Origin of the sequence: Streptococcus suis S735 (assembly GCF_000294495.1) — a bacterium.
GTDB lineage: Bacteria > Bacillota > Bacilli > Lactobacillales > Streptococcaceae > Streptococcus > Streptococcus suis.
The window spans coordinates 1766248-1788912 of sequence record NC_018526.1; the positions used below are offsets into that span (position 1 = coordinate 1766248).

General features: G+C 43.5%; 19 protein-coding genes, 2 tRNA genes and 1 pseudogene. 6 read left to right on the forward strand and 16 right to left on the reverse strand.

The genetic code is table 11. From position 1 onward, the window contains the following. Positions 1-2: 2 nt before the first annotated feature. On the reverse strand, positions 3-461 hold the full coding sequence (locus YYK_RS08710) for a CtsR family transcriptional regulator (RefSeq protein WP_012027859.1): 459 nt from the start codon (positions 459-461) through the stop codon (positions 3-5). A gap of 149 nt (positions 462-610) precedes the next feature. Between YYK_RS08710 and YYK_RS08715 the strand changes: the two genes are divergently transcribed. Together YYK_RS08715 and YYK_RS08720 are read left to right on the forward strand one after the other, a co-directional pair. Next, positions 611-949 carry a DUF6568 family protein gene (locus YYK_RS08715; protein WP_012027860.1) on the forward strand — a complete coding sequence of 113 codons (339 nt, stop codon included), beginning with the start codon at positions 611-613 and terminating at the stop codon, positions 947-949. Beyond that, positions 949-1650 carry a hypothetical protein gene (locus YYK_RS08720; protein ID WP_012027861.1) on the forward strand — a complete coding sequence of 234 codons (702 nt, stop codon included), beginning with the start codon at positions 949-951 and terminating at the stop codon, positions 1648-1650. Before YYK_RS08715 ends, YYK_RS08720 begins: the two co-directional genes overlap by 1 nt. Before the next feature lie 262 nt (positions 1651-1912). On the opposite strand, the gene tsf is transcribed toward YYK_RS08720, so the two are convergent. The 3 genes from tsf to YYK_RS08735 all read right to left on the reverse strand — a co-directional run bounded on the left by tsf (position 1913) and on the right by YYK_RS08735 (position 4744). Then, complete coding sequence (tsf, locus tag YYK_RS08725; protein WP_012775698.1) at positions 1913-2953, reverse strand: translation elongation factor Ts; 1041 nt, start codon at positions 2951-2953, stop codon at positions 1913-1915. 155 nt (positions 2954-3108) lie between these two features. Further along, on the reverse strand, positions 3109-3885 hold the full coding sequence (rpsB, locus tag YYK_RS08730; RefSeq protein WP_012775356.1) for a 30S ribosomal protein S2: 777 nt from the start codon (positions 3883-3885) through the stop codon (positions 3109-3111). 346 nt (positions 3886-4231) lie between these two features. Further along, positions 4232-4744, reverse strand: a complete 513-nt coding sequence (locus tag YYK_RS08735; protein ID WP_012775452.1) for a P-loop nucleotide/nucleoside kinase family protein — start codon at positions 4742-4744, stop codon at positions 4232-4234. Positions 4745-5284: 540 nt separating this feature from the next. Here YYK_RS08735 and YYK_RS08740 point away from each other — a divergent pair. Next, positions 5285-5355: transfer RNA gene (locus YYK_RS08740), tRNA-Cys, on the forward strand. Positions 5356-5397: 42 nt separating this feature from the next. Here YYK_RS08740 and YYK_RS08745 read toward each other — a convergent pair. From YYK_RS08745 to pbp2a, 5 genes are all read right to left on the reverse strand, one after another. Beyond that, positions 5398-10476 (reverse strand): S8 family serine peptidase, encoded by a 5079-nt coding sequence (locus YYK_RS08745; RefSeq protein WP_014917320.1) that lies wholly within the window; start codon positions 10474-10476, stop codon positions 5398-5400. A 143-nt stretch (positions 10477-10619) separates the two neighbouring features. Next, a complete protein-coding gene (nusG, locus tag YYK_RS08750; protein WP_002940254.1) occupies positions 10620-11159 on the reverse strand; it encodes a transcription termination/antitermination protein NusG in 540 nt (179 codons plus the stop codon). A 109-nt stretch (positions 11160-11268) separates the two neighbouring features. Beyond that, a complete protein-coding gene (gene secE, locus YYK_RS08755) occupies positions 11269-11445 on the reverse strand; it encodes a preprotein translocase subunit SecE (protein WP_002940255.1) in 177 nt (58 codons plus the stop codon). 9 nt (positions 11446-11454) lie between these two features. Beyond that, positions 11455-11607, reverse strand: coding sequence for a 50S ribosomal protein L33 (gene rpmG, locus YYK_RS08760; protein ID WP_002940258.1), 153 nt, complete (start codon positions 11605-11607; stop codon positions 11455-11457). A 33-nt stretch (positions 11608-11640) separates the two neighbouring features. Continuing rightward, on the reverse strand, positions 11641-13854 hold the full coding sequence (pbp2a, locus tag YYK_RS08765; protein ID WP_012027868.1) for a penicillin-binding protein PBP2A: 2214 nt from the start codon (positions 13852-13854) through the stop codon (positions 11641-11643). A gap of 152 nt (positions 13855-14006) precedes the next feature. Here pbp2a and YYK_RS08770 point away from each other — a divergent pair, with 152 nt between their 5' ends. Both YYK_RS08770 and YYK_RS08775 read left to right on the forward strand, forming a co-directional pair. After that, a complete protein-coding gene (locus YYK_RS08770) occupies positions 14007-14975 on the forward strand; it encodes an NAD(P)/FAD-dependent oxidoreductase (RefSeq protein ID WP_012027869.1) in 969 nt (322 codons plus the stop codon). A 1-nt stretch (position 14976) separates the two neighbouring features. After that, positions 14977-15843: an RluA family pseudouridine synthase gene (locus YYK_RS08775; RefSeq protein ID WP_012027870.1), complete on the forward strand. Its 867-nt coding sequence runs from the start codon at positions 14977-14979 to the stop codon at positions 15841-15843. A 26-nt stretch (positions 15844-15869) separates the two neighbouring features. On the opposite strand, the gene purR is transcribed toward YYK_RS08775, so the two are convergent. From purR to rsgA, 7 genes and pseudogenes are all read right to left on the reverse strand, one after another. Beyond that, positions 15870-16682 carry a pur operon repressor gene (purR, locus tag YYK_RS08780; protein WP_014917321.1) on the reverse strand — a complete coding sequence of 271 codons (813 nt, stop codon included), beginning with the start codon at positions 16680-16682 and terminating at the stop codon, positions 15870-15872. A 101-nt stretch (positions 16683-16783) separates the two neighbouring features. Beyond that, complete coding sequence (locus YYK_RS08785) at positions 16784-17650, reverse strand: aminoglycoside phosphotransferase family protein (protein ID WP_012027872.1); 867 nt, start codon at positions 17648-17650, stop codon at positions 16784-16786. Continuing rightward, positions 17650-18599 (reverse strand): annotated as a pseudogene (locus YYK_RS08790) (3'-5' exoribonuclease YhaM family protein). Before YYK_RS08790 ends, YYK_RS08785 begins: the two are co-directional and overlap by 1 nt. Beyond that, positions 18589-19827, reverse strand: coding sequence for a DNA recombination protein RmuC (locus tag YYK_RS08795; RefSeq protein WP_012775699.1), 1239 nt, complete (start codon positions 19825-19827; stop codon positions 18589-18591). Before YYK_RS08795 ends, YYK_RS08790 begins: the two are co-directional and overlap by 11 nt. Then, a complete protein-coding gene (locus tag YYK_RS08800; protein WP_012027875.1) occupies positions 19828-20460 on the reverse strand; it encodes a thiamine diphosphokinase in 633 nt (210 codons plus the stop codon). It abuts the gene before it with no gap. Further along, positions 20453-21112, reverse strand: coding sequence for a ribulose-phosphate 3-epimerase (rpe, locus tag YYK_RS08805; RefSeq protein ID WP_012027876.1), 660 nt, complete (start codon positions 21110-21112; stop codon positions 20453-20455). Before rpe ends, YYK_RS08800 begins: the two co-directional genes overlap by 8 nt. A 14-nt stretch (positions 21113-21126) precedes the next feature. Beyond that, positions 21127-22002: a ribosome small subunit-dependent GTPase A gene (gene rsgA, locus YYK_RS08810; protein ID WP_012027877.1), complete on the reverse strand. Its 876-nt coding sequence runs from the start codon at positions 22000-22002 to the stop codon at positions 21127-21129. A 395-nt stretch (positions 22003-22397) separates the two neighbouring features. Here rsgA and YYK_RS08815 point away from each other — a divergent pair. Next, positions 22398-22479, forward strand: a tRNA-Leu gene (locus tag YYK_RS08815). The last annotated feature ends 186 nt before the right edge of the window (positions 22480-22665 follow it).

The window sequence follows — 22665 nt, forward strand, 5'->3', positions numbered from 1 at the left end:
AACTACTCCTCTTTCCTATCCAATCGACGTAAAATTTGGTACATCATCCGAGCCCGAATTTCACTAGCCTCGTTCCCTAAAACCTCATCTGTACTAGTAGCCAACAAGAGATTGCCCTCACGTTCCGTCATCAACTGCTCGTCAAAGAGCAACTGCAGAATGTCCGCAAAAACAGTTGCCGACAGGCTATCACCCATATTCTTCAGCAAATCATGGACTAGCTCATGCTTGTCCGAAAAGGTAATCCGCCCAATGCGAATGTAGCCACCACCCCCCCGCTTGCTCTCGACAATATAACCTCGACTGGCTGTAAAACGAGTTTTGATAACATAGTTAATCTGGCTGGGCACCACTTCAAATCGACTGGCCAGCTCGCTCCGACGCAACTCGGCTACACTGACCTGATCTAAAATCGCTTTGATATGTTCTTCGATATAATCCGACGTATTTTTCATCGCCATACTATCGCCTCTTTCTTTGACTATCTTTGACCATTATACTATTTTTATCCACTTTTTGAAAGCGAAAGCCTCACTTCCACACAAACGTAGCCAATTTTTGAAATTTGCTCTGCTTTCTTCTATAATAAAGGAAAAAAAAGGAGAACCCCATGAACTTTCAAGACTACATCCAAGATTTTACCAGCGTAAACGTGGAGCAGGCACAGAGCCTTCTAACTGCCAATGAGGGAGCGGTCCTCTTCATCGGCCGTGCAACCTGCCCTTACTGCAACCGCTTCGCACCAAAACTCCACAAGGTTGCCCAAGACAAGCAAGTGACCATCCACTTCCTTGACTCCAGCCAAGTCAGCCCTGAACTCCAGGCCCTCCGCGACCACTACCAAGTCCCAACTGTTCCAGGCCTCCTGGTCGCTAAATCTACTGGTGTCCAAGTCCGCTGCGATTCCAGCATGACGGAAGATGAGATTGCGGCTTTTATTCAAGACTAATGCTAGACATTTCCTACCAAGCCAACACCTTCCACATCTCTTATCAAGGAAGACCACTCGGCAAGATTCACAGCAACCAAAATCCCTACCACCAGACCAATATCTATCTGCGACTAGATTTGGTTGATTTCGATTGCAAAATAGCAAAGCAGCTCTTCCAGTCCCTACAGACTTCCTTAGGCGGAAAACCTCTTCAAGTTATGCTCTCCTCTGCAGAGCAGGAAAGAATCCATTTCCTTACCACAGCTGGCTTTGTCTGCAAGCGGAAATGTTATGAGTTCGAAGTGACCAAGCAAGACTATCTCAGTCAAACAGGCACTTCCAACTTAAGCATAGTCCTCAAAGGCACCGCACCTTATCAAATAGTCTGTCAGCAAATTTTTGACCACTATCAAACAGTCCACCAAGACATCAATCCTTGGACTGCCAGTCAAGAAGAATTTGAAAAAGGCTTACCTGATCTGGTTTATACAGACTCAGAAAATTGTGCCTTCATAGATACCGATGAAATTGCCTACGTATGCGGAAAAGATGAACAAAGCTTTGGTTCCTTCATCCAAGCAGTTATTTGCCAACTATTTGAACAGTATGAGCAAATTAGCTTTGAGGCTGATGACTGCGATCCTATCGCCATGCATTTAGCTGACCAATTCCGACAACCAAACAAGCCTAGCTGGGATGCTTACATTTTAGAAATCTAACAAAAAGCACCGACCACAAGGCCGGTGCTTTTTAAGGAGATTATGAAAAATATTTAGGATTGATAATAGTATAACCGAATCAAGCATATCCGACATCCGCCCTAAGACCGATTTTGCCAAAAAAGAACTCCCTTTCGGAAGTTCTTGTGATTTTGAATAGTCTATCAGTTTGCTTTTAGTACTAGGAAACGAGCCGCAGGCTGTACTGAAGTACGGCAAGGCGAGTTAACGAAGTAATGAAAGATAAAATGAAGACTAGCAATTATTTACCAAGAGCTGCTGCCATTGTCGCTGCAACTTCTGCTTCAAAGTCGTTTGAAGCTTTCTCGATACCTTCACCCACTTCGAAACGAGCAAATTCTACAACTGAAGCGTTCACTGAGTTCAAGTAAGCTTCAACTGTTTTGCTGTCGTCCATGATGTACACTTGTGCAAGAAGTGTGTAAGCTTGGTCAACTTGAGTGTTGTCAAGCAAGAAGCGATCCATTTTACCTGGGATGATTTTATCCCAGATTTTTTCTGGTTTGCCTTCTGCTGCTAATTCTGCTTTGATAGCTTCTTCAGCTGCTGCAATCACTTCATCAGTCAATTGAGCTTTTGAACCGTATTTCAACAATGGCAATGCTGGTTTGTTAACCATTGCACGGCTTTCGTTGTCTTGTTCGATCTTGTGGTTGATTTGTGCCAACTCATCTTTAACGAATTGCTCATCCAATTCAGTGTAAGAAAGAACAGTTGGTTTCATCGCAGCGATGTGCATTGAGATTTGTTTTGCAAGAGTTTCGTCACCACCATCAACAACTGAGATAACACCGATACGGCCGCCGTTATGTTGGTAAGCACCAAATGCTTGAGCATCTGTTTTTTCAACCAAAGCAAAGCGACGGAATGAGATTTTCTCACCGATTGTTGCAGTTGCGTTTACGTATGCTTCTTCAAGGGTTTCACCTGAAGGCATAGCCAATTTAAGAGCTGCTTCGTTGTCAGCTGGTTTACCTTCTGCAATTACTTTAGCAGTAGTGTTTACCAATTCAACGAATTGAGCATTTTTCGCAACGAAGTCTGTTTCAGCGTTCACTTCAACAACTGCTGCTACGTTACCATCAACGTAAACACCTGTCAAACCTTCAGCTGCTACACGGTCAGCTTTCTTAGCTGCCTTAGCCATACCTTTTTCGCGAAGCAATTCGATCGCTTTTTCGATATCACCGTCAGTTTCAACCAATGCTTTTTTCGCGTCCATAACGCCAGCACCTGATTTTTCACGCAATTCTTTAACGAGAGCTGCTGTAATTTCTGCCATGTCTATTCTCCTTGTTTGTATTTATAAAATAGAGGAGCGGGCTCAGCCCTGCCCCTCTAGGATTGTTTTTGTGTCTGATAAATAATGTAGAATGTACTCGGACTAAAAAGCTAGAATTTAGATATATCTAACGCTTTTCTTAACGCCTTCGTTACTTATTTTCCTTCTACAACTTCAACCAATTCTTCGATTGATTCTGTAGATGCTGGCTCAGCTGCCAATTCAGCTTCAACTGCTGCTACACTGTCTTCACCTTGGTTGCCTTCGATGATAGCGTCAGCCATTTTAGCTGTAATCAATTTAACAGCGCGGATAGCGTCATCGTTAGCTGGGATGATAACATCGATATCATCTGGATCTGTGTTTGTGTCAACCATCGCTACAACTGGGATACCCAATTTCTTAGCTTCTTTAACAGCGATTTGCTCTTTGTGTGGATCAACGACGAACATTACATCTGGAATGCGTGGCATGTCAGCGATACCGCCCAAGAATTTTTCAAGACGAGCACGTTGTTTGTTCAACAATGCTACTTCTTTCTTAGGAAGCACTTCGAAAGTTCCATCTTCTTCCATACGGTTGATTTCTTTCAAACGAGCGATACGTTTTTGGATTGTACCCCAGTTTGTAAGAGTTCCACCCAACCAACGGTGGTTGATGAAGTATTGACCAGCGCGGATAGCTTCGTCTTTAACAGCTTCAGCAGCTTGTTTTTTAGTACCTACGAACAAGATAACTGCGTCGTTTGCTGCAGCGTCACGGATGAATTCGTAAGCTTGGTCAGCCAATTTTACAGTTTGTTGCAAGTCGATAACGTGGATACCGTTACGCTCTGTGAAGATGTACTTAGCCATCTTAGGATTCCAGCGACGAGTTTGGTGACCGAAGTGTACACCAGCCTCAAGAAGTTGTTTCATTGAAATTACTGCCATGAGTATTTCTCCTTTTGTTTTTTCTCCTCTCCCGAACTTCGACTTGCAGCCCAACCTTTCGGCAACAAGACCACAATTGGTCCGGGATGAGTATTTGTTGTTTAGACAACTTAGTAAGTATACCAAAGTTTTAGGTGAAAATCAAGCATTTCAGTACACAAATCTCTAGATTATGCCAAGCTCATAGATCGGGATATGTCTCTCTTTATGTTACTACTTTTTTATTATTTTTAACTTCATCCATTTTACTTTCTATTTCTTAGAAATAGAAAGGAAGTAACGCCTATCTGGTGTTACTTCCTCTTAGTTGTATCCCTTAGATAAACTGTGATACAATGTCTCTCTATCATAAATCAATCTCTATCTCGTAACTCTCATCAATCCATAGGATGTTTGCATCATATTTTTTCGCCCTTCTAAAAAATCGAGTATTTTCTTCTAAAACACTTTCCATCGTACACCATTCATCATCTATACGATTTTCTATAAGGCGTGCATGTTTCTTTATGCTTCCAAAGTGTTTCTGAATATAGTTTTCACTCATCACAAGACAGTAATATCTGATATGGTCAAGGTAGGCTGTTGCAAAGTCGTTTGCCCAATCAAAAGGGATATAGATCCCTTCAACAATAAGGTTTTGCTCATTTTCTATAGCAGTTTTAATCATTTCACGAACAATAGGCCATAGATATGCTGTAAGTTTATCATCTTCTTCGACTGAAAGTTTAGTATTGCCGCTACGAATTAACCCCATTTTCAAATGGTCTATTGATAAATAAGGATAGTGATATTTTTCAAGTAATTTTTGAGCTAGCACAGTCTTCCCAGTGTGAGATGCTCCTGTTATTAAAACAATCATGATTTTCTCCTATCTAAGCGACAAAGCATCTATGTTTTATATGAAAATTTGTAAGAAACACTGCTTGTCATCCTATCTATTTTTTAATCTCTTACTCAATTTATTATATCATGTTCCCACATTTTTTCAGTTAATCTAATCAAGTACCTGAGTTATCTTTGCAATATACTGTAAATAAAAACAACCGTTTTAGATGGAATATTCTTCTTGGTTTAATCTTTATTTAGCAAAAATAAACTCTATCACCTCCAAATCTTTCTTAAAGAGGTGCACTATTATCGTAATTCTGTTCCCTTAACATTCCTTGCAGTAAAAATGAATTCACTTACCCAAAGTGTTTCTTAATTCTTTTTGCTCCACTCTTTTTCTATCAAACAAAGAGAGTGGTACTAGCCATCAATACTCAAAAAGTACTCCTATCTTTTTCGTCGTATTCTCCTATGTTTTCGCAACTGTTTTATAGATTTGTTATCAGTCACAAACAGTCACTAGATTTTTCTTGACTTTCAGCTTTTTTTTCGGTAGAATATTCTTTGTTATGGCGGTATAGCCAAGTGGTAAGGCACGGCTCTGCAAAAGCTTGATCGTCGGTTCAAATCCGTCTACCGCCTTTTAATATTCTAAAAAACCTAGGAATCTTCCTAGGTTTTTACTTATTCTTTTCGCTTCAAATTTCCGAGGGCCATAGCTCCACCAAATAGACCTAACAAAGTACTTATAAAGACACTTCCCAGGCTATCCCCAGTTTGAGGCAGTTTCCCACTAGTATCCGCCGCTAATGCACCTGTCTCTCCTATTCCGCTTCTTTCAAAGAATTCTCTGTGAGGTACGGACACTTCTATTCTCTCGTCAGAAATTCCTAGTGGCTCCTCATGTTTTGTAAGTTTCCCCAAATGCTCCACACCATCTTCTCTTGTATCGCCAGTTAACAGCGCGATTTCAGTGGATCCTGTTTGCGGAGCAAGTGAATTCTCTTCTTTTGGCATTGGTATATGCGCTTCCGATTTCAGAATAGGAATGCTAGGGGTTTGATCCTTATCTGATCGCTCCACATGAAGGTCTTTTTCAGGAACCTGCTCAGATACTTCCTTGTCATTTAACCGTACCTTATATTTCTTCACAACAGCATTTCCAAAACTGTCACTCAAATCAAGTTTGACTGTATCCCCGTCTTTCAGACTATGTAGCTCATAGCGAAAGGCTTTTTCATTATTTCCATACTGCCTCCAGAAGCCTCCTCGAGCTACAAAATCTTCGTTGATCTTCAAGGACCAATAAATTCCATTATCCTTGGCGCTTCCGGTAAGTGTCAAGTGCCCATCAGCATCTGCCAGGAGGACTCCTGCATACTGATTTTCCTCGTCTTCATCTTCTTCACTATCCACTACCTGTCTTTCCAATGGTAGCACCTCATTTTCCAGCTGTAAAACAGGGTTTTCTGTATCAACCAACATCTGATATTTCTTCGTGTAAGTCAACTCATCTGCCTCATTGTACACACTTATATCCACAACATTTCCCTCTTCAATCAGAGTAACTGGATAGGTCAACTTCCCATCCTCAAAATAGCGTTTTTCACCACCATTGATGCGCACAGAATGAGCTTGTTCGGTTTCTGCTTCTATTTCAAATGTAAATAGATAAGTCCCATCTTCTTGCTTTTTGAAGTCGACCAACCCGCTATCTAGCTCACGACCAAGACTTTCTTTATTGAAACGAATTGGGTCAATCAGCCAGTTATTGACAGTAATCGGAACTTCTGTTTCCTCCTCCTCATCCAGACTCTCTGGACTTGTATTGATACGAAGGTCCTTTAATTTATTTCCCTTCTCATCTACCGCAGTTAACATGATGGCTCTAGGAAAATCAGATTTAAAGAAGTCTTGCTCAAAACTGCCGTCTTCTTTTACATCTATGATTTTCAGCTCTCCCTTACCAATGTCTAGATTGGAATAGTAAAGTTTGATGTCCTTAGGAAGACTAACATTATCACTCACTTTCCCTTTCAATGTAAAACGCCCATTTTTACCAATCTGGATAACCTCTTCATCCTCTTCATCTTTTTCAATATCAAGATCAATCGTCGGCTTTTCATTATCTACCAAATAATTCAAGGTTTTAGTGTAAATAAGGTTGCCATCCTTATCTTTCAAGATTAATTCAAAACTATGACGTCCATCTGATTGCTCTGGAATCTGGAGAGATAGTTGACCATTCTCAAGAGAGTAATTCACAGCCTGAGCATCCAAGTTAGCCTGTACATCGGAAACTTGCGCTGAGACGTTCGCTTTAATTTCTACAGTTTTCTTACTGCGAATTGCCATCAAATCTTCCAAATTTTTAAACTGGATTACAGGCGCCATCAAATCTTTTTCAACAGCAACCACATTACCCGCTATATCCATCACCTCAACACGGAGATGATTTTTAGCATCGAGTGGCAGTTCCACTTCTTTGAGATGGTAATGTAGTTGACCTGCATCATCTACAACCTTTTCAACAAGAAGATCTTCTCCATTTAGATTAGCTCGAACCTCCCAAACTTTATTATTATCCTTGGCTGTGACGACCAGTTCTCTATGGCTGGATAGACGATTGGTATCAATCGCGACAATCTCTGGCTTTTGATTATCAATTTTGACTGGCAGATAGGTATACTGATAGGCCCCATTTTCTTTATTTTTTACCCGCAATCTAAAGAAATATTGTCCTTCCGGTGCTGGTATATTTTCATCATTGCTTGCATCGTACACTTTCCCATCCCAACGGTGCAATTCTATCGGAGTACGAAGCTTGAAATACTCCGATAGACTTTCAAAATAATCTACATAGCGAACACGAGACAGCATGGTTCCTGTATCAATTCGCCTTAAAACAGGAGCATCTTCTGTAGCTTCTTTTACAATATCCAAATCATAGTTGGTAATATCCCTCAATAGCGCAAATCGAACAAAGGCATTCCCAATCTGACTGTCCGAATGCTGGTTTTGAATTGCGATATTGTCTGGATTGAGAGGCGATTGATTATCTTGAATCTTTTCACGCCCAAGTTCAATATAGCGCCCAGACTTATTGTGTTTATAGCTAGATAAAACTGAGGTCAGTTTCAATTTAGAACTGGTTTCCCAAGCCGGTGCATCAACAATCCTTTCTTTTGACCAGTCACCAACAAAGCCAAAATAAGGTATGCTGATGTCAGACTGCCCCTCCGTCAATGATTTGAAGTAAATATACCCTTCTGCAAACTGGTCTTTCGCTTCTCCTGCATCCAATTTCAGGCGAATGGTTCTCTTCTCTTTTGGACCTAGTTGAATGGATTGCTCAGAAAGATGAATACTCGACCCCTTGATTTCTGTCGCATGAATCTCTTTAACTACTTTTCCAGAACGTCCTATTCTATCAACAGGAACATCTTGACTAGTCAACACTTTCCCAGCTGAAATAGCAAAGCTTCTTTGTTGGTTTCCCAGATTTTCCAAGGTTACCTCAAATTCTGTCTCACGCCCTATTTCTTTTAATTCCACCCCTCCTTTTAGACGGTGGTGAAGAATCACATCTGTTTCAAAGGCTCTATCAATCTGCAACAGACCAGCACCTTGTTGTCTCGGAGAATTTTCCAAAGCATGCCCAGATGAATCTAGAACATCAACCAAAGGGGTAGCAGTATTCATCAAAATGATTCTCAGCAAATCCATCCTAGTCATGCCTTCTGGTGGTGTCATTTGGCGAATCCGTGGCAATAAAAGTGCGCTGGCACCCGCCACAATTGGCGAAGCCATCGAAGTCCCTGACATGGAGCCATAACGATTGTCATTCAAGGTTGCATAAACATCCTCTCCCGGCGCCACAATCTCTGGCTTCAATTCTAAGTTGACCGTAGGTCCCCAACTAGAAAAGCCTGATACAGTCGGCACTTCAATCAACTTCTTCATTCCAATTGTAGGTTTAAGAACCAAACCAGTGTTGCCTTGCGATTGGTTGGCAACTTCTAATAATCGCCTTCCATCTTCCCCGCTAAGACTAATTCCCCAGATAGAGGAGTAGGAAAGCAAAGTCTTATCATCTACCAACAACTGATGGGTCCTATAATAATCCTTGTTCCATCCCTGATCAGTATTTATCACAATAATTCCAGCAACATCCTTGAATTTCAAATTACGAACAGCATCTTTCAAGTCAAACTTATCTTTTTTGATAACCGCTACTTTACCAGCCAAATCAAGCCCTTGCACTTCTTCCCAATGACCATTTCCAGCATCTACAAATTCATATTTTCCCTCTGTAAGCGTTGTATAGCCAATAGGATAGTAACCAAAAGACTGTCCATTCAGCATAAATTCTCGTTGAACAAGATGGGTATTTCTCGCCGAACCAACCGCGATAACTGCGGGAGTCGCTGCTACACCAACTGTTGTTGCCGTATCCACAGCTCCTAAGGCATTATTTGTATGCAGGTCAAAGGAGGTGTCTGAAGAGGAGGCACCAGCATTACCAATAGCCGCTGTAATGATAATTCCCTTTTCTGCTGCCCTCTTAGCAATCGTGTAGTAAGCATTCCCTGGTAGCCCGCTATCATAATAACCAACACTCAAGCTGATGACATCTGCCCCGTGTTTGATAGCATCTTCAATAGCAGCATAAGCAGCATCCTCCGTCTCAGCTTTATAATTTTTAGGGTCATTTGAAAAAATCTTGTAGACTAGCAGTTGTGCGTTGGGAGCAATCCCATCAACTCCCTTTTTAGACGCAACTTCTTCGTCTGTTGCATTTCCAGCCAGAGTTCCTGCTATGTGCATACCATGTGGTTCGTGGGTATCATCGTAGAGATTATCGTTGCCAGATACATAATTATAGCCATGGGGAACTTTCAATGTGTATGTCCCTGTCGTAGATGGAGTAATGTCCTTAATTTTAGGAATGACACCATCATCCAACCTCATGTCTTTGTGCTTAATATCCAAACCGGAGTCAATGACTGCAATCACCATTCCGCGACCATCTGTCTGATATTTAGAACTTGCTTTTAAGGCACCAACCAGCTGTTTAGCAGTATGAAGAGTCGGTCGGATACGGCGACTCTCTTCTAAAGAGGTTAATTCGGTAATTGCCTTCACATCAGACAAACTTTCTTTCCCTACCTCTACTGATGCTCCCGTTAAAACCTCCTTATACTCATGAACAATTTTAACGCCATCAATTTTCTTTAATTTATCCAATACAAGATTTCGGTTCTCTTCGGAAAATTGTAAAATATAGCGCCCTGTTGTCACCTCTTCTGGCTCAAGCTGTGATTCCTGCGGGATTGTTTGAGGAGCACTAGCTTCTTTTCCGCTAATGTCTTCTTTTTCCTTTGACTCATCTGTTGTCTTACCAGCTGTAGTTTCTATCTCGGTCGCAGCTTGATCTGTGAGAAGACCTGATTCTTCACCCGCCTCTGTATCTACAACTTCTTCGACCACTCCCTCTTCAGCAACTGGTTCATCCACCTGCTCCGTTTTAACTGGATCATCTGATAATGGTCCATCTTCTTTTTTCTCTACCGCAGAATTTTGCCTACTATCCATATCTGTTGCGACCGCAACTGTAGACTCCAATCCTTCTCCACTAGTATCTGCTTGAACCATCGGAACACCCGTGATAAAAAATCCTATTGATACCGATGCCACACCGACACTTAACTTCTTGATACTAAAGCGTTGTTTATTCTCAATCTGAGACCACTTCTGTTTCATAAAACCTCCGTTTTTTAAGTTTAATTAATTTATAAGTTAGGTACACCTAATTCTATAAAATTTTTAAATCTTTGGCAAGTTTTTTTTGAATTAGCCCTCAAAAACAAGAAAAAGCACAGGCTTCCCTGCGCTTTAACAACTTATTACAACTCAGCAATCTGGCTTAAATTAACTTCAGCAATGGTATCATTACCAAACATAGAGATAACCATTTTAACCTTGTTGTTGTCGATTTCTGTAATTTTACCTGTGTAGTCTGTGAAGGCACCGTCGATGATACGAACAGTGTCGCCAACTTTGACATCAATATCAAATTCTTGAACGGTTTGTCCCATAGACACCAAGATTTGACGAATTTCTTCTTCCAAAAGTGGAGTTGGTTTTGAACGGTTACCGTGTGAACCCACGAAACCTGTAACATTTGGCGTATTACGAACCACAAACCAAGCTTCATCGGTCATAACCATCTCAACCAAAACATAACCAGGGAAACGGTTTTCTTCCACTTCCTTGACCTCACCGTTCTTTTCAACCTGAACAGTCTGAGTTGGAATTTCTACACGGAGGATGTTTTCCAACATGTTATAAGTATGGGCACGTTGGAGCAAGTTTTCCTTCACTTTATTTTCATATCCTGAGTAGGTCTGCAAAACAAACCAGCCTTTATCAAAACTATCGTACATTGTTACTTCCTTTCTTTGGAAACACGGAATTTTTAGACGCTAAAAAAAGCCCGAAGGCTTTCGCTTTTCCTTATTATATCACTTCCATTTTACAAATGGCAAGTATTTTCTAGAAAAGATTGATCAAGCTCATGATTCCTCGTGACAAAATCAAGTCAAAGAGGTAAACCACCGCTACGAAAAAGGCAGTATATTCCACTACAGACACGAAATCCGTCCAGCTCTGCTTACGAGTTGGCCAAGACGTATCTTTTAAAATGCGGATAATGTCTTTGATAAATTTCATGCGTGACTCCTATCTGGTTTCCTTGTGAACAGTGTATTGTCCACAGTGTTTACAAAATTTATTTACTTCTAACCGTGTTGGCTTGGGATTGCTCGAAAGGCTGATTGAATAGTTTCGAGAACCACAAACAGTACAGGCTAGGCTTGCTTTTTTTAGTGCCATAAAGCCCTCCATCCTTTTCATTCTACCATGTTTTTATGGATTTGACAACTCTCCAAACCAAGACGTTATGTTATCCCACAAGGTTTTTGCTCGTTCTGGTAACTGGGCATCGATTAGATTTTGTTTGGTTTGCTCAATCAAGTTTTTCGCCTGTTCTGAAATTTCTTGTACCTGTTCTTGACCAAGGCTTGATTCAGTTTGCGCAGCTTCATCTGGAGCTACTTCTACAATACCATTTTGTGCATAGGCGTTTTCTACTTCGAACTTACTTCCTGCAGTATATGGCAAGATTGAATTGGCCACAGTCTGGAAGACCGACGGAGCCTTCCAGTAGCTACTGCTATCTATATAATGATTTTCATCTGTCTGCTCAAAACCAACCCACTGACTGATGACCAAATCAGGTGTGTAGGCAATATGCCACTGATCATTGACGAGATTGACATCAAAACTCGTTTCGGTTGTTCCTGTTTTCCCAGCGATATGATAATTGGCCGTATCTGCTGTCACTCCCGTACCATTGGTATAGGTACCAAGCATCATTGCTGTCATCTTATCTGCGACAGCACGGTCAATCACCTTGGTACTTGTTTCTCGATGCTCTGCTAAAACCTTTCCACTAGCCGTTTCAATACGAGTGATGAGGTGGGCATCCTTCATCACACCCTTATTCGCAAAAGTAGCGTAGGCCTGGGCCATTTGCAGAGGATTGGTCTCCACTCCAGAACCAATTGAAACACCCAAAACTTTCTCGACATTTTCCATATCAAGTCCAAACTTTTGTCCATACTCGAAGGCTTTGTCAATACCCAAGGTGTTCACTATATAAGCTACTGGTAAATTGTAAGAGAGAGCCAAAGCTTGATACATTGGAATGGTATCAGAAGTCGAATAATCATAGTTATGCAAGGTGTAATCGCCGTAGGTTTCTGTATGGTTATCCAGAGCCATATCAATCGACCAGCCCGCCGCTACTGCTGGAGCATAGGCAACAAGAGGCTTGATTGTTGAACCAGGACTGCGCTTGGCTTGTGTCGCAAAGTTGAAGGTCCGAAAGACCGCATCCTCTGAACTGTTAACTCGACCAACCAAGGCGCGAACTCCACCAGTCCTAGGATCAAGAGCTACGCTGGCAGCCTGAGCATGGGTACCATCAAAACTTGATGTTGGGAACATAGTCTCATCATTAAAAATCACCTGCATGCTGGCTTGAGAATTTTGATCCATCTCTGTGTAAATCCTATAGCCGTTATTAATAATGTCTGATTCTTTCAGTCCGTATCGCTCAATCGCCTCAGCAATCACAGCATCAAAATAGGATGGATAGGAATAATTGCTTTGTTTCCCTGTATAGGTATCTGAAAGCTGACTGGCTAGGTCTACTTGGAAACCTGCATCTGCAGTCGCCTGATCAATATAACCAGCATTGACCATATTTTGCAGGACTGTATCCCGACGATTAACTGCATTTTCTAGAGAATAATAAGGATTATAAATCTCAGGTCCCTTGAGCATACCTGCTATGACGGCCGCTTGCTCAAGAGTAAGATTACTAGCTGGAATACCGAAGTACTTTTGGCTTGCATCTTCCACTCCCCAGACCCCGTTTCCAAAGTAGGCATTGTTGAGATACATAGTCAAAATTTCTTGCTTGCTGTACTTTTTATTGATTTCCAGAGCCAAAAAGAATTCTCGAGCCTTTCGACTGATGGTCTGATCCTGAGTTAGAAAGGCATTTTTTGCCAATTGCTGGGTAATAGTTGAACCACCTCCAGACCGACCTAACGTCAAGGCAGCCAAAATTGTACGCTGGTAATTAATGCCTGAATTTTTGTAGAAGCTCCGATCTTCTGTAGCGATAACGGCATTCTCTAAATTATCAGAGATAGCATCCAGCTCTACATAGGTCCCCTTCTGACCAGACAATGTCCCAGCTTCCGCACCATCTTTATCGTAAATAATCGTTGTGGCTTTTAGCGCCTGCTGTAAATCACCAACATTAGCTGTCTTTGCAAGGAAAAATAGATAGCCACCTACTGTAAGAACTGTCAGGACCATTAAAATGATTAAAATTTTAGTCAGTTGATAACGGCGCCAAAATTTACGAATCGGCTCCGGAATACGTGATTTTTTCTTTGGTTTATCAATAGAGCCACGATTTCCCCTGTGGCGACGGCTAGGTCGGTCTTCATGATCAATTTGGAAATCTTCTGGAACTTCAATCGGCTGATGTTGCAAATCGTCCATACTTTACCTCTTTCTAGTGAATTTTGTACCATTATACACCATTTCCTAAAAACTAGCAGAAAAAAGCCTGCGATAACTTGTGACAACATACAGGGAATTTTTTCCAAAAATATGATAAAATAGGGTCATTCTGAACAAAGAAGAGGATTCCTATGACACAAGTATATGACATTACTATCATCGGTGGCGGACCAGTCGGTCTCTTCGCCGCCTTCTACGCCCATCTCCGTCAAGCCAAGGTCAAAATCATTGACTCCCTTCCCCAACTGGGTGGCCAGCCTGCCATTCTCTATCCTGAGAAGGCCATTTTAGACATTCCAGCCTTTCCAAGCCTGACGGGACAGGAGTTGACCGACAACCTCCTTGCCCAGCTGGCTCCATTTGACACCACCATCTGCCTCAATGAAACCCTGACTGCTATCGAACCTGGGGAAACCATTACCCTAACAACCAACAAGGGCAACCACCAGACCAAGACCCTGATTATCGCTATGGGTGGCGGGGCCTTCAAGCCTCGTCCGCTGGAGATTGATGGTGCTGACAGCTTTGACAACGTCCATTACCACGTGTCTAATATCCAGCAGTATGCCGACAAGGACATCGTCGTCTTGGGTGGTGGTGACTCTGCGGTCGACTGGTCCCTGGCCTTTGAAAAGATCGCCAAGACCACCCAGATCATCCACCGCCGCGATAACTTCCGAGCCCTTGAGCACAGCGTGGAAGAGCTCAAGCAGTCCAGCGTGACCATTCACACACCTTTTATCCCTAAAGGGCTTTCTGGGGAAAATGGCAGAGCTTCTGCCATTGATTTCGATAAGGTGAAGAGCGAGGACAAGCTGACCCTGTCTTTTGACCACCTCTTTGTCAACTACGGTTTCAAATCATCTGTCGGAACGCTGAAAGAATGGGGATTGGAACTCAATCGCCACCGCATTGTCGTCAACAGCAAGCAAGAAACCTCTGTCCCTGGTATCTATGCCATCGGTGACTGTTGCTTCTACGAGGGCAAGATTGACCTGATCGCGACTGGACTGGGCGAAGCCCCAACCGCTGTTAACAATGCCATGAACTACCTCAATCCAAACGAAAAAGTGCAACCCAAGCACTCAACCAGCCTATAAGATGAAAATTGATATTCGCATTCCCCAAGCCTTTCCTCAACTGACTGTCAAGGAAGTCTTGGAAGATTATTTTCTCATTCCCAGAAAAATTCGCCACTTTCTCCGCACCAAGAAACAGGTCCGTGTCAACGGTGAGCTGATTAACTGGCAGTGCCCGATTACCGCAGGCGACTTGTTAGAATTGACCTTTGACCAGGAAGATTATCCTGAAAAAAGCATTCCTCTGGGACAGGCGGACTTGGTGGAGGAACTCTATCAAGATGAGCACCTCATTATCGTCAACAAGCCCGAAGGCATGAAAACCCACGGCAATGATCCGACAGAAATTGCCCTGCTCAACCATGTGTCTGCCTATGTGGGACAGACTTGCTATGTGGTCCACAGACTCGATATGGAAACCAGCGGAGCCATTCTCTTCGCCAAAAATCCCTTTATCCTGCCCATTCTCAATCGGCTCTTGGAAGACAAGGTCATCTACCGTGACTACCTAGCCCTCTGCCAAGGCCAGCTAAAAATGACTGACTGGACTATTACCGATAAGATTGGACGGGACCGGCATGACCGTAGAAAGCGAGTGGTCGACAACCGCAAGGGGCAGACAGCTCTTACCCAGGTCCGCCTCTTGAAGACCCTTGGTAAAAATAGTCTAGTTTCCTGTCGTCTCCAAACAGGTCGTACACACCAAATCCGAGTTCATTTAGCCCACCACGGTCACGCTCTAATCGGCGACCCGCTTTACAGTCGAGTAGCTCCCCCTCGCCTCATGCTCCACGCCCAAAAACTCAGCCTGACCCACCCGCTGACTTTAGAAGAAATCAGCGTGGAGGCGCGGTCGGAGAGTTTTGAAAGAATAGTAAAAAAGAGCTGAAAAACCAGCTCTTTTTTGCATGTATGTTATTCAAAAATATTTCCCAACTCAACATCCACGCGATTTTCCTTGACATTGATGTCGGTCACAGCGAGCAGAGACTTGTAGTTAGCTACGCTACGGTCCCCTTTTTGGTTTTCTGCAAAGACAGCCACGCCTACCAAGGTTGAGTCAAACTCAGACAAGAGGCTAATCATACCATTGATGGTGCCACCATTTTTCAAGAAGTCATCGACGATTAAGACACGGCTTCCTGCCTTCAAACTACGCTTAGACAGGAACATCTTTTCGATACGGTCGCTAGATCCTGACACATAGTTGACAGAAACTGTTGAACCTTCTGTGATTTTCAAATCACGACGCACAATCACAAACGGTACATTAAGGACATTGGCAACAGCATTGGCCAAAGGGACCCCCTTAGTCGCAACTGTCATGACCGCATCAATCTTCTCATCTTTGGAAGCATCTGCAATGATACGACCGACATTTTTCAAAATATGTGGTGTAGACAGCAAGTCAGATGAATAGATATAACCGCCTGGCAAGATACGATTACTTTCGGCCATCTGATCACGAAGGGCCTGTGCAATTTCGACAGACTCTGCCTTAGAGATCGATGGAGTAAAAACAACTCCTCCACTGGCACCAGTAATGGTTTCAATATGCCCGATAGAGCTTTCCTCAAAAGCCTTTTTAATGATGGCAATATCCTCTGAGATAGATGACTTGGCAGATTCATACTTTTCCGCAAAGGTATTCAAACTAGTTAATTCATAAGGGTGGTTGATGAGGTAATTGGAAATGACAACCATACGCTCACTTCTTCTTAATTTCATAAAATCATCCTCTTTCACTTTTTTCTATTATATCACAACAAACTACAAAAAGCGAACTTTTTTGATTGAAAAGTCCGTCTTTTTCGTATTTTGTTTATCGCTTACATATACCACTTTGGAAGATGATGATTAAAATATTCATACCATTCAGAAATCTTCTGCGCTTGCAACTTCATCAATGGAATTTGTTCGGAATCTACTTGTTCTGCCCAAGAAAGAGCGCCTAGACTATTTACTGTTACATAAAGAGCCATGAGTTTCCAAAATTCCTCTGGAATAGCGCCGTCAAAATAGACATCTACCTGACCACGCGCAAAGGCTGGAGACAAATCTGCCGTGAAAATCAAACGGTTAAATTCTTCCCAGGGGTCTCCTATGTCGTAGCGGTCAAAGTCTAAAATTTTCAGTCTTCCATCCTGGCCCCGTAGAAAGTTACCTGTGTGAAAATCTCCATGATGGTAGGCAATCGGTCTCCCTTCAAGCAAGTGACGGTTGGCCTGAACAAAGGCTATCATGGCTTGACCATTTGGATAGGAATGACTAGCTGCTTGGTAGGCAGCTAATTTATTGTCAATCTTAGCCTGATAAAAACTGTTCCAGTCGCGCAGACTTTGATCAATCGGTAGGGCATGCAAGGTTCGCAAAAACTTCCCTGACTGACAGCCCAATTCATATAAGGTTTGTTCTGACAGACTGGTAGCCAAGTCATTCATATCCTGACCTTCCATCCATTCATAAAGGGTGTAGACTGACAAGTCATCCGCCCAAAAACTTAGTGGCTCTGCCACAGGCAAACCTAGACCAAACAGGTTTTCAACTAACTGAAACTCTAATTGCTTAGCCTCATAGGCTGGCCGCTCTGCTATTCTCAAAAGACCAAGGCGACCATCTTCTAGCTGGACCTTGTACTTTTGGTCCGTGGACCAGCCTTTGGTGAGGGGCTGTCGAGACACTATCCTAACTGCCATCAGTCGATATTGGGCTTATAGAAGGCGCGATTATCCATGGCAAAGATGCGGTTGGTCATCTCGCCTGGGCCGACCTTGTCCAAGGCCGATAGCATCATCATCATTTCCGCATCAATGTTGTCAATCATGTGGAGGATTTCCGCCTCCATAATCTGCGGACGGACAGGGCTTCCATACTCCAAGAGCCCATGGTGACTGAGGATAACGTGGCGCAGAACAGTCACTTCCTCCAGACTGTCATCGATGCCCAATTCCATCAAGACCTTGGTAATCTCTTCATCAATCAAGGAAATGTGACCAATCAGATTGCCACGGACAGTGTAGCCAGTATTGTCTGGACCAGTCAGTTCGATCACCTTGGCTAGGTCATGAAGCATGATTCCTGCAAAGAGCAGGCTCTTGTTGAGCTGGGGATAGATGTCACCAATTTTATCTGCCAAGCGTACAAGCGTACCATGGTCGCTGTATGGAAGGACAAGCCTGAGTAGAAGGCATGGTGATTGGTCTTGGCTGCTGGATAGGAATAGAATTCCTTGTCGTACTTGCTGTAGAGAGCACGGACGATCCGCTGCCAAGTGGCATTTTCGATGCGGAAAATCATCTGGCTCAAATAGTCCTTGGTGTCCTTGACATCCACAGGTGGTTTTTCCTTGAAATCAGCAGGGTCGTTGGGCTCGCCTGCCTTTGGCAAACGAAGAACCAGTTGATTGACCTGGGGGGTGTTGTTGTAAACCTCACGGCGCCCCTGCATGTGAACAACAGTTCCAGCAGTAAAATCCTTGATTTTCCCTGGTTGGGCATCCCAGATCTTGCCTTCAATCTCACCAGTATCATCCTGGAAGGTCAGAGCTAGGTAGTCTTTTCCAGCCCGTGTTTGTCGGACTTCTGCTGACTTGATTAGATAGAATCCTTCGAAGAATTCATCTTTTTTCATTTGGTTAATTTTCATTATCTTCCTCATCTAATGGGGACAGGCCAAGCAGCCCCTTGGTTTGGTCATCTTCGTACAGGTCAATGGTACGAAGACTACGCTCGATGGCGTTGGTGCGAGTGGTTAGGAGTTTGTCAATATTGCTGCTAGCTTGATTGAGCTGTTTCTGGGCCTTGACCAAGAGGTCAGAAAACTTGCCAAATTCCAGCTTGACATTGCCCAAGACCTTGGAAATATCATCGGCCGACCGTTGAATGTTAAGGGTCTTAAAGCCGACGGAGAGGGAATTGAGCAGGGCAGAAAGGGTAGTGGGTCCTGCTACTACGATATTTTCCTGACGGCGAAGCTCATCAAAGAAAATGGGATTGCGGACCACTTCTGAATACAGCCCTTCGGTTGGCAAGAACAAGACGCCAAAGTTGGTGGTTTCAGGCGGATTGAGGTACTTGCTCTGAATGTCCTTGGCAAAACGTTTGATAGCTGCCAGGAGATTTTTGCGATGGAGGTCAATCTGGTCCTTATCCCCACTTTCGTAGGCATCTTCCAAGCGATAATAGTCCGCCAGCGGAAACTTGGAATCGATTGGCAAGTAGATATAGTCTCCCTCAGTCCGTCCTGGTAGCTTGACCGCATACTCCACACGCTCACTAGAGCCTGAAACTGTGGCAAACTCTCGCTCATATTGGCTAGGTGTCAAAATATCCTCGATAATCTGTCCCAGCTGCAATTCACCCATGATGCCACGGGTTTTGGTGCCAGACAGCACCTTGTTAAGACTACCCACATCACGCGCCACCGTCTGCATTTCACCCAGACCACGATTGACTGATTCCAACTGCTTAGACACCGTTTCAAAGGAGGCTTGTAGGCGGGTTTGCAGGGTTTTCTCCAGCTTTTCCTCAACCGTCTGCCGCATTTCTTCCAGGCGTTTTTCATTGGACTCCTGAATGGCCTGCAAACGAAGGTCGGTGGCATCTCGCGTTTCCAAGTGGCTCTTATTCAGCTCTTGACGGATGTCGGTTAGCTGTTGGTAAAGCTCCGTGCGGAGTCTTTCCACCTCCTGGTGAATGGTCTGCTGCTGTTTGAGAGTTGCATTTTCTAGTTGATAGCTGAGCTGGTCAGACAAGTTGTCTGCTGTATCTTCGGCTTGATCTTGCAAAAGCAGGGCCAAGCTCTGCCATTTTCCATAAAGAAAAACCAAGGCAAGCAAGACCAGTATCAGCAAAATAAGTAGTACAATATCCATCTAATCCTTGTCCTTACTGTAGATCAGGACCACATAGCCCTGATCCAGTTGAATGTCTATATCCCTATCTATAAATTCGTTAGAAGCATAGCATTTTTTGAAAAAATAATTGCTGGCATCCAGCGGGTACTTGGCATAACGAATGGTCAGGTGGCTTTGGTCCGACGGCATAAAGGAAATGTACTTCATACCAGCAATCGGCGAAATCCTATGACTGCCTGCAGGTCGAAAACGGACGACGTTCTGACTGTCCACCAATTCAATCTGCTCCATATAGGCTGCCAAGTCGGGTTCTGCAACCAGAAAGAGATTGCTCATCATGTGGTCCATGCGACCACCCAAGGCTCCGTATATGCGAACCTGGGCCTGCGGATAGGCCTTGAAGATTTCCTTTAAAGCCAACTCCAAGTCTGTATCATCTTTTTCAGCAGGAGCTTGCAGAAACTGCTCTGCCATCTCCCTTATCTGCCCCAGCTCCTCAGAGGTCACCGAGTCAAAATCACCGATAGCCCAGTCAAGAGGCAGGGAATGGTCCAGAAGACGAAGAGAGCCTGCATCTACCCCCACATAGAGGTCGGCAGGCTCAGGAAGGCAGTCAAAGGAACCGCCTGCAATAACAGCAATCTTAATCATTGAGGGCAGCTCTCAATTTGGCAACGTTGGCATCCAAGTCTCCTTTGAAGAGATAGGAGCCAGCCACAAAGACATTGGCACCCGCACTTTTGGCTGAATGAATAGTCTTATCGTCAATCCCGCCGTCCACTTCAATATCAAAGGCCAAGCCCTTGGCTTCACGGAGTTTGACCAAATCTGCAATCTTATCCGCAACCTCTGGAATGTAGGCTTGTCCACCAAAACCTGGGTTGACCGTCATGAGAAGCACCTGATCCACCAAGTTAAGCACAGGCTCAATGGTCACAAGCGGCGTACCTGGATTGATGACCACACCCACCTTCATACCAGCAGCACGGATTTTCTGCAAGGTTCCATGCAAGTGAACCGTTGCTTCTGCATGAATGGTTAAAATATCTGCGCCTGCACGTGCAAAGGTCTCAATATGATTTTCAGGATTGGACACCATGAGATGGCAATCAAAAACCAGCTTGCTATGAGGACGCATAGCCGCAACCACATCCGCCCCAAAGCTGATATTTGGCACGAAATGACCATCCATGACATCAATGTGCACATACTCCACACCTGTCTTTTCTAGACGCTTGAGCTCTTTTTCAAAATTTGCATAATCTGCCGCCAAAATAGACGGTGCAATCTTAAAATGTGACATAGAGAACCAACTTTCTATTTGAATTTTTTACTGACTTTAGTATAGGTTTCACGCTGATTTTGGATTTCGCTGAGGAATTGGAGATAATTATCAAAGCGACTTTGGGAAATGGCAGAGCTGGCAACAGCTTCCTTGACCGCACAATCCGGCTCATGGGTATGGGTACAGGTCCTAAATTTGCAATCCTGGCTACTTTCCGCAATCTCTGGGAAACAATCTGTCAGAGCCTCCGCCTCCTTGACTTCATAGTCTAGGGATGAAAAACCGGGTGTATCCGCAATTTTTCCACCGAAGACATTGTAGAAGCTGACCGCACGAGTGGTATGGCGACCACGCCCCAGACTATCTGAAATCGCCCCTGTTTCCAAGGCTAATTCTGGCGCAATGCGATTGAGAAGAGTCGATTTCCCAACCCCTGTCTGCCCCATAAAGACCGTCACCTTGTCCTGTAAAAGAGGCATCAATTCCTCCAAACTATAGACAAAAGGATAGCCAATTTTCTCATAGATAGCCTTGAAGGCATCCATCTCCGTCCGATCTTCTACCAAGTCCATCTTAGAGATATAGATAATGGGATCCATATCCTTCTGTTCAAGGAGAACTAGGAAACGATCCAGTAGATTGGCATTAAAATCAGGTTCCTTGGCCGACATGATAACCACCGCCTGATCGATATTGACGATAGGAGGTCGAACCAAACTATTTTTCCGCTCATGAATCTTTAATATATAGCCTTCTGAGTTTTCCTCCGCAGAAAAGTCCACAAAATCACCCACGTAGGGCGTTTGTCCCTTCTTACGAAAATTTCCTCTAGCTCTGGTTTGATAAATCTGTCCATCCGCCTCGACATAGTAAAAACCTGCCAAGGCCTTGATAATTCTTCCTTGCAATGAAGACTCCTTTGTGTGTACTTGTTCCTATTATACCAAATTTCCTAAGAAAAAAGGAGCAGGAAAGAACTCGAACCTTAATAAAAGAGCGCGTCACCCGTTCCACGTTTCAAGTTGTTGAGCTGAAACAGTCTATTCCCAGACTGTTTCAATCCCACCCCCGCACAGCTCAAACTGTCTGGGAGACAGTTTGAGGTTGGATATAAAGCGAACTTTGTTCGCAACAGTCGTAATGGTTAGATTTGGAGTGTAAAACACGAACGATTCTACCAATCAACCACTGCGCTGAGATGTTGACACTAACCTTATGAAGTGAGATGGTCTTTTACCCAGACTCTGAGATTTTACACTTTACTCTAGTCATTTCAAATAAAAAATAGTATAATAAAAAGCAAGCGGAGGTGGTGGAACGGCAGACACGCATGCTTCAGGCGCATGTGCCCATCGGGTGTGAGGGTTCAAATCCCTTCCTCCGCATGATAAATGGAGAGACCCCAAGTCAAAGTTGATGACTTGGGGGCATTTTTATATCTTCTCACTCATACTCAATGAAAATCAAAAACAGACTAGCTCCAAAGGTTTTGGGAACCTTTGGAGGTTGGAAATAGAGCGAACGTAGTTCGTTTCTACTTACGCAGATAGAACCCTGTTACTATTTTGTTT

Bases quoted from the DNA above. Each gene is read 5' to 3' on its own strand.
- rpmG (WP_002940258.1), bottom strand. From the start codon at position 11,607: ATGGCACTAAAAAAAGCAAGCCTAGCCTGTACTGTTTGTGGTTCTCGA.
- nusG (WP_002940254.1), bottom strand. From the start codon at position 11,159: ATGTACGATAGTTTTGATAAAGGCTGGTTTGTTTTGCAGACCTACTCA.
- tsf (WP_012775698.1), bottom strand. From the start codon at position 2,953: ATGGCAGAAATTACAGCAGCTCTCGTTAAAGAATTGCGTGAAAAATCA.
- secE (WP_002940255.1), bottom strand. From the start codon at position 11,445: ATGAAATTTATCAAAGACATTATCCGCATTTTAAAAGATACGTCTTGG.
- YYK_RS08785 (WP_012027872.1), bottom strand. From the start codon at position 17,650: ATGGCAGTTAGGATAGTGTCTCGACAGCCCCTCACCAAAGGCTGGTCC.
- YYK_RS08710 (WP_012027859.1), bottom strand. From the start codon at position 461: ATGGCGATGAAAAATACGTCGGATTATATCGAAGAACATATCAAAGCG.
- YYK_RS08795 (WP_012775699.1), bottom strand. From the start codon at position 19,827: ATGGATATTGTACTACTTATTTTGCTGATACTGGTCTTGCTTGCCTTG.
- YYK_RS08770 (WP_012027869.1), top strand. From the start codon at position 14,007: ATGACACAAGTATATGACATTACTATCATCGGTGGCGGACCAGTCGGT.
- YYK_RS08735 (WP_012775452.1), bottom strand. From the start codon at position 4,744: ATGATTGTTTTAATAACAGGAGCATCTCACACTGGGAAGACTGTGCTA.
- YYK_RS08745 (WP_014917320.1), bottom strand. From the start codon at position 10,476: ATGAAACAGAAGTGGTCTCAGATTGAGAATAAACAACGCTTTAGTATC.
- YYK_RS08800 (WP_012027875.1), bottom strand. From the start codon at position 20,460: ATGATTAAGATTGCTGTTATTGCAGGCGGTTCCTTTGACTGCCTTCCT.
- YYK_RS08715 (WP_012027860.1), top strand. From the start codon at position 611: ATGAACTTTCAAGACTACATCCAAGATTTTACCAGCGTAAACGTGGAG.
- rpe (WP_012027876.1), bottom strand. From the start codon at position 21,112: ATGTCACATTTTAAGATTGCACCGTCTATTTTGGCGGCAGATTATGCA.
- pbp2a (WP_012027868.1), bottom strand. From the start codon at position 13,854: ATGGACGATTTGCAACATCAGCCGATTGAAGTTCCAGAAGATTTCCAA.
- YYK_RS08775 (WP_012027870.1), top strand. From the start codon at position 14,977: ATGAAAATTGATATTCGCATTCCCCAAGCCTTTCCTCAACTGACTGTC.
- rpsB (WP_012775356.1), bottom strand. From the start codon at position 3,885: ATGGCAGTAATTTCAATGAAACAACTTCTTGAGGCTGGTGTACACTTC.
- purR (WP_014917321.1), bottom strand. From the start codon at position 16,682: ATGAAATTAAGAAGAAGTGAGCGTATGGTTGTCATTTCCAATTACCTC.
- YYK_RS08720 (WP_012027861.1), top strand. From the start codon at position 949: ATGCTAGACATTTCCTACCAAGCCAACACCTTCCACATCTCTTATCAA.